The organism is Vibrio tetraodonis (assembly GCF_003350295.1).
GTDB lineage: Bacteria > Pseudomonadota > Gammaproteobacteria > Enterobacterales > Vibrionaceae > Vibrio > Vibrio tetraodonis.
In genome coordinates, this window is the sequence record NZ_QLYY01000020.1 from 125,975 (window position 1) to 140,883 (window position 14,909).

Consider the following 14,909-nt stretch of genomic DNA (forward strand, 5'->3'; position numbering starts at 1 on the left):
TAGGTCAATTTATTAAGTCCCTTCCTTTCAATAAGCAGAGTACTTATCCAGTAATCTTGACCTAAATAATAAAACTTACCTTATTATTGGCTATAAGTTGAAAGAAAGCGTTCAAAGCGTCCTATTGCCATTTCTAAGTCTTCGACATGTGGTAGGGTCACTATTCTAAAGTGGTCAGGTTCAGGCCAGTTGAAACCAGATCCTTGCACCAGAAGAACTTTTTCCTGAATTAGGAAGTCGAGTACCATTTGCTGATCGTCTTTGATGTTATACATCTTGGTATCGATTTTCGGGAATAGATACATGGCCCCTTTGGGTTTAACACATGATATTCCTGGGATCTGGTTGATAAGTTCGTAAGCGCGATCGCGCTGCTCTAGCAGTCGTCCGCCGGGAAGGATCAATTCATTTATGCTTTGGTATCCGCCAAGTGCGGTTTGAATAGCGTGCTGCATTGGAACATTGGCGCATAAGCGCATGGAGGCGAGCATTTCCAATCCGTTAATATAACCTTGAGCGAGATGTTTGGGGCCTGTGATAAACATCCAGCCACCACGAAAACCACACACGCGATAGGCTTTGGATAGACCATTAAAAGTGACCACCAAGAGGTCTTCTGTAAGAGTTGCGACTGAGGTATGAGTTGCGCCGTCGTAAAGCACTTTGTCGTATATTTCATCTGCGAAGATGATGAGTTTATGTTGGCGAGCAATTTCAATCACTTCCAATAAAAAGTCACGACTATAAACGGCGCCAGTTGGATTGTTTGGGTTGATCAATACGATTCCGCGAGTTTTAGGTGTGATCTTTTTACGTATATCGTTTAAATCTGGATACCAGTCTGATTGTTCGTCACATCGATAATGCACAGCGTTGCCTCCTGAGAGTGCAACAGAGGCTGTCCAAAGTGGATAGTCAGGAGAGGGCACCAACATCTCATCACCATTATTCAGTAGTGCCTGCATAGCCATTACGATAAGCTCCGAAACGCCATTGCCTATGTAGACGTCCTCCACGTCCAGAGAACGAATGCCTTTACGCTGATAATATTGCACTACCGCTTTACGTGCGGAGTAGATTCCTTTTGAATCACAATAGCCTTGGGAAGTGGGCAAATTACGAATCACATCAACCAAAATTTCGTCTGGGGCATCAAAACCAAAGGGAGCAGGGTTTCCAATATTGAGCTTTAGAATTTTATGCCCCTCTTCTTCCATACGCTTAGCATGTTTGAGTACAGGTCCCCTAATGTCATAGCAGACATTATCGAGTTTTGACGACATCTCGATATCTTGCATTGTATACAACCTAAAAATGTTTTGATTTCTTTATTAAACTACATCAAAAACATATTTTTTAGAATAAAAAACTGCATTAATGCGTATTTTGTTACTTGGAACTCTATTGGAAGGATTTGCTATATCCTGAGCGATAACATTGATCTGAGTAGGGGCAATGAAAAAATTGGCGATGTAAAATTGGCCTAAAGCTCTACGGGTAAAGGGGTAGTTGTGTCATTGTTTCGTCAAGCAATTAGACATCTAATTGAGAGTGTAAAAACAGCAAAGTCCGATCAAAAACGTTTGGTGTACTGCTTTCAAGGGACGCCGAATATTGACAGCATTGATTGGGCTGATGCTCAGTCCCTTTATCCCAAGTTTTACTGGCAGTCTCGTGATGCCCATCAAGAAACGGTGGCTTTAGGCCAGTTGGCGGTCTTTTCTGGGTCTATCGACGTTGACTCATTAGCCAAAGATCAACGTGTATGGGGAGGTAGCCCCTTCAATAAGCCATATGTTTCTGATTATATCCCTACTCCTCATTTTTTTGTTTTACCATTGATAGAGTTAATCCGAGAGGGTAAGCAGTGGTTTATTGCAGTCAATTTAAATCAAGATAGACAAGATATTCTGGACCAACTGAAAAAAATTGTCACAGAGCTGCCTCCGATACCGCCTTTATCTATTAATGTCAGCAAGCTTACACATTGCCCAGACAGAGCAGATTGGTGTGAGCTTGTGAACAGAGTTCTGACTGGTATTGATAGTCAAGCATTTAAAAAAGTAGTGCTTGCGCGTAAAACCACTCTAAAAATGAATGGTGTAGCTAGTGCTGCACAGCTGCTTAAATCGAGCCGTGCTAACAATTACAATAGTTTTCACTTTATGTTTGCTATCGATGAATCGTGCAGTTTTGTTGGTTCTAGCCCTGAACGTTTGTTCGTAAAGCATCAGCAAAACCTTTCTACAGAGGCTTTAGCAGGAACGGTTGGCCGAGGAGCGAGTGCTTCCAAAGATATGGCTCTAGCGAATTGGTTGTGTATGGATACCAAAAATAGACATGAAAATTGTCATGTTGTCGATGATATTGTTGAACGTCTGATTCCATACGCCAGCCAAATTGATACCGATAGTGAAGCCCATTTAATCAAGCTGCGCAAAGTACAACACCTTAAACGTAATATTTATGCCCATCTCAAACCCAACACCAGTTCTGTGGAATTATTACACGCGCTCAAGCCTACTGCTGCTGTTGCCGGTTTGCCTCGCAAAGACGCAATGATGTTTATTGAGCAGTATGAACCTTTCCATCGAGGCTGGTATGCAGGCTCTTTGGGCTTTATCGGCCGTCATCAAGCCGAGTTTTGTGTCACGATCAGAAGTGCACTAGTGAAAGCGAATGAAATTGAGCTTTTTACAGGAGCAGGAATTGTTTCTGGGTCTGTTGCTACTGATGAGTGGGATGAATTGGACAAAAAGATGTCGACGTTACTTTCTCTGTTTGATGATTCCCATGAACTGGAGGCTGTTTCTTAGATGAATGATAGAGCGCAATCTGCTGTGAATCGAATCTGGAGCCAAGTTCTGCTTGAAGAGCTTACTCGCCTTGGTGTTGAGGAAGCATGCGTTGCGCCAGGTTCAAGGTCTACCCCTCTTGTTATAGAGGCTTTTGATAATCCTAAATTGACCCTGCATACTCACTTTGATGAGCGTGGCTTGGCATTTATGGCCCACGGGCTTGCTAAAGCCAGCAAAAGACCGGTTGCCATTATTGTTACCTCTGGAACGGCTGTAGCGAATTTGCTGCCGGCGATTGTAGAAGCAAATCTAACCGGTGAGAAATTAGTTGTGATTACCGCAGATAGGCCCGTTGAGCTTATCAATTGCGGGGCGAATCAGGCAATAAATCAAACGAGTATATTCTCATCTCATGCTAGGCACGCAATCAATCTTCCCAGTCCTAGCAGATCTGTGCCGCTGAGTTGGCTTTTGACTTCTGTAGATCAACTGATGTACAAGCAAGAAACAGACGGTGGCGTCATTCACATAAACTGTCCATTCCCTGAACCACTGTATGGATCATCACCAAAGAGTGTTCATCAAACCTACATGGACAGTGTTGCTACGTGGTGGAAATCAGGTCATCCATTGAGTTGTAAGTCGGTATCTCATTCGAGTTTAATCGCTCAAGACTTTGGATTTTTTGAAAAAAAAGGTGTGATTTTAGTAGGTGATGTCTCTTTAGAGGAAGCGAAACTAGCGAAGAAGCTTGCGGAAATAATAGGTTGGCCCTGTTTATGCGATCCTCAATCTGGAGTGTCAAGCTCTCAAGCATATTACGATGTTTGGTTACGTGGTGCTAAATATAAAGAGCTGATTAGCCGAGCCGAAGTTATCCTCCAATTTGGCGCCCGTTTTGTTTCAAAGAGGCTTATCCAGTGGGTCGAAATCCAAGTTAAAGAAAAACAAGCTCAATATCATTATGTTTCTCTGCAAGCTGAGCGCAATAATTCTAGCCATGTGGCTCAAGTTCACCACGTATCTGAGATTTGTTCATTGATTGATAGCTATCTGTCTACACTAGGGCATAGTCCGGCTATAGAGTCATGGTGTGAAGAGCTTGATATCTGCTGCCTAAAAGTGCGTAGTCTCATTGATAATTATGTATTACCTGGCGAAGCGCCTACTGAAATAGGTTTGGCTACCACATTAGAAAACCTGTCAGCCGATACACAAATCGTACTAGGGAACAGCTTATTTGTTCGTCTCGTAGATATGTTCGGCGTTATCCCCAACACAAGAGTTTATAGTAACAGAGGCGCGTCAGGTATCGACGGATTAGTGGCTACCACTGCAGGGATAGTGCGTTCGACAAATAGGCCAAGTATTCTCTATCTCGGTGATATCTCTGCTCTACATGATCTTAACTCTTTGTCTTTGTTTACTGATACAAAAACGCCTGTTGTATTGGTTGTCATCAACAATGATGGTGGAGCCATTTTTGACTTGCTTCCTGTCTCTAAAGCACATAAACGCCAGCTCTATCAGATGTCACATGGGTATCAGTTTGAATATGCGGCAAAGCAATTTGGACTCAAGTATCAGCAACCTAACAGCCTTTCAGACTACAACTATGTTGTAAAACAGCATTTAACCAACGGGGAAGGTACTCTTATGGTTGAGGTGATAACACCTCCAGAACAAGCATCAAAGCAGTTAAAAGAGTTAGTAGGGTATTTCGATGCTTGCTAGCCGTTTTTACAATAGCGACCACCGCAGCTCTTTGCCCGTTATTGTTTGCCTGCATGGATTTCTTGGCGATAGTAGTGACTGGAGCCAATGCGCAGAGCTTCTTTCTGACTACCCAGTTTTATGCATCGATCTTCCCGGGCATGGCCGAAGTAAAAACGTACATTGCGTCGATTTTAAATCCTGCTGCGATCAAATATCTTATGTTCTGTCTCAACATGTTCCTGAACAAGCGCCTATAGTTTTAGTGGGCTACTCAATGGGGGCTCGAATTGTGATGACAGGGCTCGCTAAGGAATACTTTTCTGCCTTTAACATTAAACTGCTGATTTGTGAGTCGGGCCATTTTGGTCTTGATGATGAAGAACATAAAAAGCAGCGCCTAATTAATGACAGAGTCTGGGCCAACCGTTTTAGCCACGAAACCATAGAAACCGTCCTTGAAGATTGGTATCAACAGATTGTTTTTCAATCTTTGAGTGATACACAGAAAACAGATTTAGTCAGAAAAAGAGCAAAAAATTTTGGTTCATCAGTCGCTTCTATGTTGCTAGCGACCACGTTAGCGAAACAAGATTTTCTGCTTGATATTCTCAAAAGTTCGAGTACTTCCATACGCTGCATATGTGGTGATAAAGACAAGAAATTCAAACAACTGAATGCAAGTAGTGGCTTGCCGTACACTTGTATTCAACAAGTCGGTCACAATGTTCATATTGAGGATCCGCAAGCCTTTACTAATATTGTTAAATCTAATGTTAGAGCCCTATTATTAGATGCTACCTAATTAACAGGAGTCATGATGTCAAAAACAGTCGGTCTTTCGGATCAGGAATTGTACGCGCCAGTATATTGGAATGATTGCGCTAATGACTTTGAGGATATTCAGTACCACAAATCGGAAGATGGTATTGCGCGAATTACCATTGCTCGTCCTCAGATTCATAATGCTTTCCGTCCTCAGACGGTTAAGGAAATGATGAAAGCGCTGGCGGATGCTCGTTATGATGAAAGAGTCGGAGTCATTATACTTACAGGTCTTGGTGAAAAAGCGTTTTGTTCAGGAGGCGATCAGAAAATACGTGGTGATTACGGTGGCTATAAGGACGACTCTGGAACTCATCATTTGAACGTATTGGATTTCCAGCGCCAAATACGAACATGCCCCAAGCCTGTTATTGCGTCCGTCGCGGGTTGGGCTGTTGGAGGTGGTCATGTGCTGCATATGATGTGTGACTTAACCATTGCCGCAGATAATGCGCAATTTGGTCAAACAGGCCCTAAAGTTGGATCCTTCGATGGTGGATGGGGTGCCGCTTACATGGCGAGAATTGTTGGTCAGAAGAAAGCTCGTGAAATATGGTTTTTGTGTCGTTTTTATGATGCGGACGAAGCACTCAACATGGGTCTTGTGAATACGGTTGTTCCCTTGGAGCTGTTGGAGAAAGAAACCGTCCGTTGGTGCAGAGAAACTCTGCAACATAGCCCAATGGCGCTTCGTTGCCTCAAAGCAGCGTTGAATGCCGATTGCGACGGGCAAGCAGGCCTGCAAGAGTTGGCGGGCAATGCGACAATGATGTTCTATATGACTGAAGAAGGCCAAGAAGGCCGTAATGCATTTAATGAAAAGCGTCGACCTGACTTTGAGCAGTTTCCGAGAAATCCATAGCAAAATGGGAGGTGAATAACGCCCTACTTTTTGGGTGTACCCTAAGTTAGTGAACGCTGACGAATACAAAAATAACTACAAGGTATATGGATATGAGAACAGCCAAACTTTTTCGCTATCAGCTGTCGATGGACAGTGGTGTGGTATTGAGAGAGCAAAAACTCACGGAACGAGAGGGCTTTGTGGTTGTGCTGGAAATGGATGGAAAAACTGGTTTGGGAGAAGTTGCTCCTTTACCGGGTTTTAGCCACGAAAGCATTGAGGATGTTTATCCACAATTGGTAGAGAAGTTAACGTTTTGGAAAAATGGTCAGTGGTTTGATTATAAATCTTTGCATCCATCGGTCGCTTTTGGTCTATCTATGGCGCAGCTAGAATTGGACAAGTGTTTGCCTGAAGAAGGCTGTTATCAGGCGGCGCCTTTATGTTCAGGTGACCCTGATGAGCTGTTGCCTAGGTTAAGTGCTATGACAGGCCAGAAAGTCGCCAAAGTGAAGGTGGGTTTATATGAGCCAATCCGTGATGGCTTGATTGTAAGCTTATTGCTGGAATCTATTCCCGATCTTACCTTGCGATTAGATGCTAATCGCGCGTGGACAGCTGAACAAGCTCAGCAGTTTGCCAAAAAAGTCGCGCCGTCCCTTCGTCAACGAATCGCTTTTGTTGAAGAGCCATGTGAAGCACCGGGAGATAGCTTTTCGTTTGCGATTAATACTGGAATAGCTATTGCGTGGGATGAAACACTTCAACATGCGGTGCGCAAGCCTGATTTTGAACTCCAAGATTTTGATGGTGCTAAGGCTATCATTATTAAGCCAACACTCCTCGGTTCAGTACAAGATTGTATTGCCTTGATAGAAGGTGCTAAGGCTCTGAGCATTAAGCCTATTATTAGCTCGAGCATAGAGTCAACAATAGGACTCACACAGTTAGCTCGGCTGTCTCAATGGCTGTTACCGGATGAGGTTCCCGGGTTGGATACAGTAGGTTTGTTTGCTGAGCAGCTAGAGGTTGGCTGGCCAGGCTGCGATTTGCCAGTTTCTAAATTGGCTCAGCATCAGCTAGTGTGGCAGGTGTAGTGGCTAATCGCTCCCCTGTTAAAGAATGGGCTCAGTTATGTCCTTCCACTGTTGCCTTAAAGTCGGAAGGTAAAGATTATACATGGTCTGAAGTTGATGACTTAGTGGACAGTGTTGCTGCGAGCTTATTTAGTCAAGGTATTAAATCTGCAGATGTGCTGACGTGCGTGGGGAAAAACAGCTTAGAAATATTGCTGGCCTATTTGGCGTGTATGGAGCTAGGGGTAATTTGTGCTCTGGTTATGCCGCAAACAAGAACAGACTTTAATACCAAGTTGAAAACTCTATATCCAAGCGAAATACCAGTAAAAGTTTGCAGTACGGTTCCTAATTTGTCAGAGGTGGGGTCATTTCGTATTGACTCACAAGCCTCGTCTTCTGAGAACTTTGCGCGAGAATATGATCAAGATAGACCAGCGTCGATAATATTTACGTCAGGATCAACTGGCACACCCAAAGCCGTTGTTCACACTTCTCGTCAGCATTTTTATTCCGCGTCAGGTTTACTCGATACAATGCGATTTACCAAGGAGGACACTTGGCTACTCAGTCTGCCCATGTATCATGTGTCTGGATTGGCTATCGTTTATCGCTGGTTATATAGTGGTGCGGCTTTAAAGCTCGCTAGTGGAGAATTAACAAGCGATCTGATTGGGGTGACACACGCTTCTTTTGTTCCAACCCAGCTGCAAAGAGCATTGGAAAATAAAGCAGTGCAAGGACTTTCCCATGTGCTTCTTGGAGGCAGCCACATTCCATTATCTTTGTGTCAGGAGGCATCGCGGTTAGGTGTTGAAACTTGGGTTGGATACGGAATGACAGAAGCGGCATCAACGGTGACAGCGAAGAAAGTTGATGGCAGTGATGGTGTCGGTCAAGTACTTAAAAATCGCCGTGTAAAGCTAAAACGACAGCGGATTTATATTTCAGGCGAAACGCTAGCTAGCGGATATTATCAGCAAGGTGACATTATCCCTATTACTAATGACGCTTGGTTTGATACTAAAGATTTAGGATCATGGCAAAACGATGAGCTGCATGTTACCGGTAGAGCAGATAACCTCTTTGTATCGGGTGGTGAAAACATACACTGTGAAGAAATTGAAGCGGTATTAAATCAAATTCCTACTGTTATTCAAGCGATCGTAGTGCCTATTGAAGATAAAGAATACGGCCATAGACCAGTTGCTGTTATTAAAACTGATAAGGGTATAAATATCGCCGATATTGAACAGTATCTCAGCCGAGAATTAATTAAGTTCAAGTGGCCAATTGCCTATTATGACATGCCGGAAAACCTCCAAAGTCATGGTATTAAGACCTCACGGTTGGTGGTGAATCAATGGGTGTGGCGGCAGGCTAGTAACTGATGGTTTCGTGCCTTTAGTTAGACGAGAGCGGCGACGGATTCAATCTTAATAGCATCGTGTCTCCAATACTCTATCTGACAGTCGATCATATCACCATCTTGATTGTAATTGGTTCGTTCAATGACCATAGCTGGAGTACCTGAGGTTGCGCGTAACGCTAGCGCCACTTCTCCGAGTAATGTGCTAGTTGAAATGCGGTAATGACTTCTTTTGTAGACGACACTGAAGTGATCTCGATAAATCTTGGTTAGCGATTTGGTTAAGTCATAGTCCAAAATATTTGGAAAATACTTGGGGTTGATGTAATGAGTCACATAAACAACGGGGCGTTTTTCCAAATAATGAACACGCTCTACATGATAAACATCCGAGAAAGGTGGCAAGTGTAATAAGTTTGTGGCTTGCTTATTTGCCATCATACTTTTCGCTGTCACTAACTTAGTTGCTGGCGAACGGTCTTGGGCCTGGGCGATATCTGAAAAGCTTGGGCTTTGAGTTGGGTCGTAGCGCAGTGGCCGTGGTGATATAAACCAACCCCTTCTATCCTCACGATAAATCCTCCCCTCAGCTTCGAGAAGCGATAAAGCCTCTCGCAGGGTGACGCGAGTTGTATCAAATGATTCTGCAAGCTTTCGCTCTGACGGCAGCTTTTGGCGTGGAGAGAGCATACCAGTGTCAATTTGTTCAACAATCGAGTCTTTTATTTTAACGTATTGCATCTGGCTTCCTATTACCCGCTTGTTTCTATAAGCGGTTGTCACATGACTTGAGAGTATTATGTGTGATTAACATAAATTGTAAACGCCTAATGCAAAGCAAAACTTAGTTAAAATGGATCTTTCATAGTTCAAATGTGTCTTTCCGATTCTTATAACCTTAGTTCATAATAAATGCTACGGAATTTGAATATGGATATATAGATGGCAGCTAAAATCATCATAGTGCTCGCGACTTTGCTCCAAATCTTCATTGCTACGCAAAGTGAAGGATTAATGAGAGCATTAGTCGAATTGTCAGCGTTTCTTATGCTTATCTCTTTACTCTTAGAATTCAAGCCCAAGCGGCAAAGTCGAGTGAGTAAGGTGAAGCTCCATGAGCATTAAGTCAGTAAAAGCCAAGCCAGTGAACTGCATGAAATCCCGATCCATAACGTAACACCAAACACGAGAGGCTTAGGTCCGGCTGATTTAAGCTTTTCCACCGAAATACCACAGCCAATCAAGAATAGGCAAACGACTAGGGCTTTTTTGGCAATATCAAATACGGTCTGGTAGAAGAATTCAAATTGAGGAAGAAGATCACTAATGGCAATGGCCAGGCAGTAAAACAAGATGAAGTAGGGGATGGTGATTTTTTTAGAGTCACTGCGAAACAGAAAAGCGCTGAACAATGCGACCGGAATGATCCATAGTGCACGAGCGAGCTTGAGTGTTGTGGCCGTTGTTAACGCTTCTTCCCCATAGGCGGAGGCTGCCCCCACCACAGATGAGGTATCATGTATAGCAATGGCAGCCCATGTTCCAAAGGTATGTTGGTCAAGACCAACGGCATGGCCAATAACAGGAAAGATAAACAGAGCTAGTGAGTTGAGCACGAACACAGTCGCCAGAGATAAGCCGATTTGCCCGTCATTGGCTTTTATAGCTGGTGCGACAGCTGCTATGGCGCTACCACCACAAATTGCGGTACCAGAACAAATCAAATAGCCAGTTTTTTTATCTAGCTTAAATGCTTTTGCTGTCCACAAACCGATGAGAAGCGTTCCGACAATGGTTGCGACGATCAAACCAATGCCATCAGAAGTTACGGCCAACGCATCGTTAAAATGAATACCAAAGCCCAAACCGACAATAGAATATGCGAGCAACTTTTTGGTGATTTTAGCAAGATTAAACTCGTGAGGTACTAAGCCTAGTGTTGCAAGCAAAAAGCCGATAATTAGCGCAGTTGGAGACGTAACAAAAGGAGTCAGACAAGCAATTAAGGCAAGCCAGAATACAAGTTGGTTTTTTATTAGGTTCATCGACAAAGTACTTTTCATAGATAGTGCTAAAGTGTAGCGGACTCAGGTAAAGAAATAGATTTAATTTGTTTTAACCCTTGTTCAGAAAACCTGAACAGGGCGGTTATCTTGATCAGATATAACATCAACTCTACTTCCAATCTCCTCGTAGTTTAGAAACTTCGGCATGCATGCGCTCAGAGGTTGCATCGCTTGGCTCAACAGCAGGTCCTGCTTCAACCTCCAATTTTGACCAAAATCGAGAGGGAAAACCCTGACAAGCCCTTCCTTTGTAGCGGCTGAAGTAGCTACCCCATAACCCTTTTAGTGCTATCGGAATAACAGGTACTGGGCTTCTATGCAGGATAATGTCTATCCCACGCATAAATTCGTTCATATCTCCTGTACTTGTCAGTTTCCCCTCAGGAAAAACACAGACAAGCTCTCCTTGTTTGAGAGCCTGCTCGGTCTCACGAAATGCATCACGGATTGAGTTGCGGCTAGACGCTGATATGGGTATTACCGCCGCTCTTTTGAGGAACCGGCGCAGGAGCGGTAGATTGGCATATTCCTCTTCCATCACAAAGCGAATTAATCTGGGACATACAGCGCTGAGGAGCAGGGCATCCATGTAGCTGACATGATTACATACAATGAGCGCGCCGCCTTTTTCTGGTATGTGATGTAGGTTTTTATGCTTAACTCGATACATAGTATGTGTGACAGCCCAAGTTATAAAGCGGACCGTACGTATCGGCACTCGAAGCAATAAGGCGATAGCGACACAGATATTCATGGCTGCTAAAAGTAAGAAAAGCGCGGGAATACTCATTCCTATAACGGCGAGACAAACAATACCCAATACGGCACTGCCAACCATAAAGAGCGAGTTGTATATGTTAAGCGCGGCAATAACTTGTGCGCGCTGATTAACCTTTGCTCTGTGCTGCATGAAAGCATAGAGAGGGACAATAAAAATGCCGCCCGAGATACCTAGCATGAGCAGTGAAGCAAACGCGGGCCATAAGGGGGAATAAGAAATAAAGGCACTGAAAGTCTGCATTTCAGGGAGTTGGTTTGGCACGGACAATGCTAGGCTCAACCCAAAAGCTGAAATACCTATGCTGCCTAAAGGTACGATACCCAGTTCAATGCGGTGATTAGACAGTTTATCGCAAGCGAGCGATCCCAGAGCAATCCCGACTGAAAAAAGTGCTAAAAGAAAGGACACTGCGCTTTCGCTACCATTGAGGTAAGTTTTAGTAAAATTGGGAAACTGAGTGAGGTAGGCTGCACCTAAAAACCAAAACCAACTGATTGCCATCAGAGCTTGAAAAACAGATCGATCAGATTTGGCTATGGCAAGAGTATTGCGAAGTTGTTTAATTGGCTGCCAGCGAAACTTAAGATCAGGAGCACTTGGCGCTGCGGTGGGAATTGCGCAGCTTGCCATGTATCCCAGTAAAGCAAAAACAATGACCCCAGCGGCAGCAATATACTTCGCTCCTTCCGCCGATGCTATAACGCCAGCTCCCAAAGTTCCAAGTAAGATGGCCAGGAAAGTCCCCGTCTCTACGAGCGCATTGCCAGGCACTAGCTCTTTGGGTTTTAATTGCTGGGGTAGGAGAGCGTATTTGACTGGTCCAAAAAAGGCGGATTGTGTGCCCATTAAAAACAGCAAAATAAGAAGAATAATATAGCTTTCCGTAATAAAGCCAATTGCGCCAAGACACATTATGCCAATTTCGACCAGCTTTACTTTACGAATGAACCAAGACTTTTCATATTTATCGGCTAGGACGCCAGCGGATGCAGAAAACAGGAAAAAAGGCAGGATAAATAGCCCAGCAGCTAGATTGATAAAAAGATCACTGGATATGGGAAGGGCATCAGCGCCTGCGAAAGCAACAAATAGCAACAAGACATTTTTGAAAATGTTGTCGTTGAATGCGCCGAAAAATTGAGTGATAAAGTAAGGAAGAAATCGCCTTTTCCCTAACAGCGATGTTTGCTTATGTGGCATGGATTTCCTTTTCCCGTAGAGGATGTTTACCAGTTGGCAATATAGCTCGACAGCAAATTGTCTATCAGCTTTTTGCCGTCAATTGGCTCTGCGGCAAAAAATTTATCATCAACACTGAGTAAAGTAATGCCATGCACACCGGACCAGAGAACGCGGCTAGCTTGCAGGACTTCCTGTTTAGTCCTCTGAGGCGCCAAATGAGATAGAAGTTGCTCAAGCATCCCCGTCATATTGGCAATTCTTTCTGCTTGCCATTCTGGCAAAGCTTCACCATTCATATTGTGCTCAAAAATGAGCTGCCATCGATGGGGATGTTTCTTTGCGAAATCATGGTAGCAATAAGCAAGCTGATATAAAGCGGTTTTAGTGTCAGGACTTTGTTCGACAACCTCTTTAGCTTCACTCGCTAACTCGTCCAGTGTTTGAGCGACGGCATGAAGTAATAGTAAATTATAACTCCCGAAGACGTTAACCAATGTGCTGGGTACATAACCAATCATATTTGCGACTTTACGAAGGCTTAGCTCGTGATAAGAGTTCTCATTAAGGAAATCCTTAACAGTGTTTAACGTGATAGATATTAGCTCTTCACGTGTATGGTCGTTTCTACGGGCCATGGCAAAATGTCGAAAATGAACGATGTTCGATATTCTATCAGGCTCTTAGCCCAGCGCAACTGACCAATTGTGGAATTTGCAACACTTTGATACATGTCTCGACATTGATGGTATTTTCATCTTGTGATACACGCGCTACTATTGCAGAGTTAGTATAACTATTACCTCATCTGAGAAATCCTAAGGCAAACTAAAACTATGAAAAAACTTTTCTCCCTTGTTGCCCTGTTAATGGTGTCTGTTGCCATTACTCCGATCGCTGAAGCTAAGAAGTTCGGTGGCGGCAAGTCATTTGGTAAAAGCTACAAAACGGCTCCAGCGCCAAAGCAACAACAGCAAAACAACAATACCATAGGTAAGGACCAAGCGACCAAATCGCCCAGCTCAAGCAAAAAAGGTCTAATGGGTGGTTTATTGGGTGGCTTACTGGCTGGTGGTCTTTTGGCGGCTTTCTTTGGCGGCGCTTTTGAGGGTATTCAATTCATGGATATTCTTATCATGGGTCTGATTGCCTTTGTTATTTTCAAGTTAATGAAAGGCGTGCTGGGTGCCAAACAAGGCAGCATGAACCAACAAAGACAGCAACCTGCGTTTGGCGGTAGCGCACCAAAGTTTGAGCAGCCTAATGTTCATAACTTCGAGCAGCAGCCTCAACAAGGTTCACAAGGTGGATTTGGCTTTGGTGCTACGTCAGATGTCCCTCACAACTATCCACCAGGTTTTGATCAAGCTGCTTTTATCAACGGTTCACGTGAACACTACCGTATTCTCCAAGGAGCTTGGAATCACAACCAGTTAGACACCATAAAGGAATATGTATCGCCAAGCTTGTTTGCAGACCTTCAGCAAGAGCGTGCAAAATTTGACGGTGAACAGCATACCGATGTCATGTATGTTGATGCTGAAATTGTTCGAGCAGATCATGATGGTAGCAAGGCTCAACTTAGCATTCAGTTCAGTGGCCGCTACCGTGACGCAGTGGAAAATGTTGAAGAAAGCATCGAAGATATTTGGCACCTTGAGCGTGACTTGACCACTGACAATGCTCCTTGGTTAATTGTCGGTATACAAGGTTAATCCAATACCATAATAAAAAGCCCAAGCGATATGCTTTAATGCCGTTCGGATAAGTATTAATACTTATATCTAAATGGATATTTGGCCCGAACAAAGAGGACTGAACGTGGAAACGTTCGGTCCTTTCTTTTATCTGGCAAAATGAAATGGCTGATGCTCTCTCGCATTTGTTTGAGCCTGACAGATAAAGTGCCATCGGGGCTGAGCGCTAGCCATCGCAACTGGGCATCTATCAAATTTATTGCTGCTGTGAAGCTAACCCGAGTTGGGCTTACATTGGCATCTTCGGCAATATGAATCATTTCTAAACGTACTAAATTATAGGCAAGCAAAATGCCCCAAAGCTCTTGTCTAACTCCAGCAGCAAAGCGACTTCTAAGTGTCACTTCACTCTGCAACTGAGTTTGCTTGATTTCACCGTAACCTTCTTCAATTTGCCATCGTTGCCAGTAGATACTTAATAGCTGCTCCAATGGATACTTTTGAGGGTCTACTAACGAGGTTATGAACCCTTCAATCTCACCTTGCGGAGCTGTATACAGG

At 43.8% G+C, this 14,909-nt stretch carries 14 protein-coding genes; 8 read left to right on the forward strand and 6 right to left on the reverse strand.

The genetic code is table 11. The features are described from left to right. Positions 1-83: 83 nt before the first annotated feature. Complete coding sequence (locus DPF90_RS15745) at positions 84-1,298, reverse strand: pyridoxal phosphate-dependent aminotransferase (protein WP_114787290.1); 1,215 nt, start codon at positions 1,296-1,298, stop codon at positions 84-86. 213 nt (positions 1,299-1,511) lie between these two features. On the opposite strand from DPF90_RS15745, the gene DPF90_RS15750 reads away from it, so the two are divergent. From DPF90_RS15750 to menE, 6 genes are all read left to right on the forward strand, one after another. Then, on the forward strand, positions 1,512-2,816 hold the full coding sequence (locus tag DPF90_RS15750; RefSeq protein WP_114787291.1) for an isochorismate synthase: 1,305 nt from the start codon (positions 1,512-1,514) through the stop codon (positions 2,814-2,816). Then, positions 2,817-4,532 (forward strand): 2-succinyl-5-enolpyruvyl-6-hydroxy-3-cyclohexene-1-carboxylic-acid synthase, encoded by a 1,716-nt coding sequence (gene menD / locus DPF90_RS15755; protein ID WP_114787292.1) that lies wholly within the window; start codon positions 2,817-2,819, stop codon positions 4,530-4,532. Further along, entirely contained in the window at positions 4,522-5,316 is a 795-nt protein-coding gene (menH, locus tag DPF90_RS15760; RefSeq protein ID WP_114787293.1) for a 2-succinyl-6-hydroxy-2,4-cyclohexadiene-1-carboxylate synthase, read from the forward strand. The genes menD and menH overlap by 11 nt, the downstream gene beginning before the upstream one ends. A 15-nt stretch (positions 5,317-5,331) precedes the next feature. After that, a complete protein-coding gene (menB, locus tag DPF90_RS15765) occupies positions 5,332-6,198 on the forward strand; it encodes a 1,4-dihydroxy-2-naphthoyl-CoA synthase (RefSeq protein WP_114787294.1) in 867 nt (288 codons plus the stop codon). A gap of 92 nt (positions 6,199-6,290) precedes the next feature. Continuing rightward, positions 6,291-7,277, forward strand: a complete 987-nt coding sequence (gene menC / locus DPF90_RS15770; protein WP_114787295.1) for an o-succinylbenzoate synthase — start codon at positions 6,291-6,293, stop codon at positions 7,275-7,277. After that, entirely contained in the window at positions 7,265-8,647 is a 1,383-nt protein-coding gene (menE, locus tag DPF90_RS15775) for an o-succinylbenzoate--CoA ligase (protein WP_240314532.1), read from the forward strand. Before menC ends, menE begins: the two co-directional genes overlap by 13 nt. Before the next feature lie 17 nt (positions 8,648-8,664). Here menE and phnR read toward each other — a convergent pair whose 3' ends face one another. Then, the gene (gene phnR, locus DPF90_RS15780; protein ID WP_114787297.1) at positions 8,665-9,366 is read right to left on the reverse strand and encodes a phosphonate utilization transcriptional regulator PhnR; all 702 of its coding nucleotides are present in this window, start codon (positions 9,364-9,366) and stop codon (positions 8,665-8,667) included. Between the two features lie 201 nt (positions 9,367-9,567). Between phnR and DPF90_RS15785 the strand changes: the two genes are divergently transcribed. Continuing rightward, positions 9,568-9,750 carry a hypothetical protein gene (locus DPF90_RS15785; RefSeq protein WP_114787298.1) on the forward strand — a complete coding sequence of 61 codons (183 nt, stop codon included), beginning with the start codon at positions 9,568-9,570 and terminating at the stop codon, positions 9,748-9,750. Here DPF90_RS15785 and DPF90_RS15790 read toward each other — a convergent pair. The 3 genes from DPF90_RS15790 to DPF90_RS15800 form a co-directional block, all read right to left on the reverse strand. After that, positions 9,747-10,670, reverse strand: coding sequence for a YeiH family protein (locus tag DPF90_RS15790; protein WP_114787299.1), 924 nt, complete (start codon positions 10,668-10,670; stop codon positions 9,747-9,749). The genes DPF90_RS15785 and DPF90_RS15790 overlap by 4 nt on opposite strands. A 130-nt stretch (positions 10,671-10,800) precedes the next feature. Further along, positions 10,801-12,672, reverse strand: a complete 1,872-nt coding sequence (locus tag DPF90_RS15795) for an MFS transporter (RefSeq protein ID WP_114787300.1) — start codon at positions 12,670-12,672, stop codon at positions 10,801-10,803. A gap of 26 nt (positions 12,673-12,698) precedes the next feature. After that, entirely contained in the window at positions 12,699-13,289 is a 591-nt protein-coding gene (locus DPF90_RS15800) for a TetR/AcrR family transcriptional regulator (RefSeq protein ID WP_114787301.1), read from the reverse strand. 198 nt (positions 13,290-13,487) lie between these two features. Between DPF90_RS15800 and DPF90_RS15805 the strand changes: the two genes are divergently transcribed. Further along, on the forward strand, positions 13,488-14,366 hold the full coding sequence (locus DPF90_RS15805) for a Tim44 domain-containing protein (protein ID WP_114787302.1): 879 nt from the start codon (positions 13,488-13,490) through the stop codon (positions 14,364-14,366). Positions 14,367-14,422: 56 nt separating this feature from the next. Here DPF90_RS15805 and DPF90_RS15810 read toward each other — a convergent pair. Continuing rightward, a partial coding sequence (locus DPF90_RS15810; protein ID WP_162814050.1) for a transposase occupies positions 14,423-14,909 on the reverse strand: 487 nt, incomplete at its 5' end.

Coding starts and splice junctions, on each gene's coding strand:
- DPF90_RS15745 (WP_114787290.1), bottom strand. CDS start 1,298: ATGCAAGATATCGAGATGTCGTCAAAACTCGATAATGTCTGCTATGAC.
- menD (WP_114787292.1), top strand. CDS start 2,817: ATGAATGATAGAGCGCAATCTGCTGTGAATCGAATCTGGAGCCAAGTT.
- menH (WP_114787293.1), top strand. CDS start 4,522: ATGCTTGCTAGCCGTTTTTACAATAGCGACCACCGCAGCTCTTTGCCC.
- menB (WP_114787294.1), top strand. CDS start 5,332: ATGTCAAAAACAGTCGGTCTTTCGGATCAGGAATTGTACGCGCCAGTA.
- menC (WP_114787295.1), top strand. CDS start 6,291: ATGAGAACAGCCAAACTTTTTCGCTATCAGCTGTCGATGGACAGTGGT.
- phnR (WP_114787297.1), bottom strand. CDS start 9,366: ATGCAATACGTTAAAATAAAAGACTCGATTGTTGAACAAATTGACACT.
- DPF90_RS15785 (WP_114787298.1), top strand. CDS start 9,568: ATGGCAGCTAAAATCATCATAGTGCTCGCGACTTTGCTCCAAATCTTC.
- DPF90_RS15790 (WP_114787299.1), bottom strand. CDS start 10,670: ATGAACCTAATAAAAAACCAACTTGTATTCTGGCTTGCCTTAATTGCT.
- DPF90_RS15795 (WP_114787300.1), bottom strand. CDS start 12,672: ATGCCACATAAGCAAACATCGCTGTTAGGGAAAAGGCGATTTCTTCCT.
- DPF90_RS15800 (WP_114787301.1), bottom strand. CDS start 13,289: ATGGCCCGTAGAAACGACCATACACGTGAAGAGCTAATATCTATCACG.
- DPF90_RS15805 (WP_114787302.1), top strand. CDS start 13,488: ATGAAAAAACTTTTCTCCCTTGTTGCCCTGTTAATGGTGTCTGTTGCC.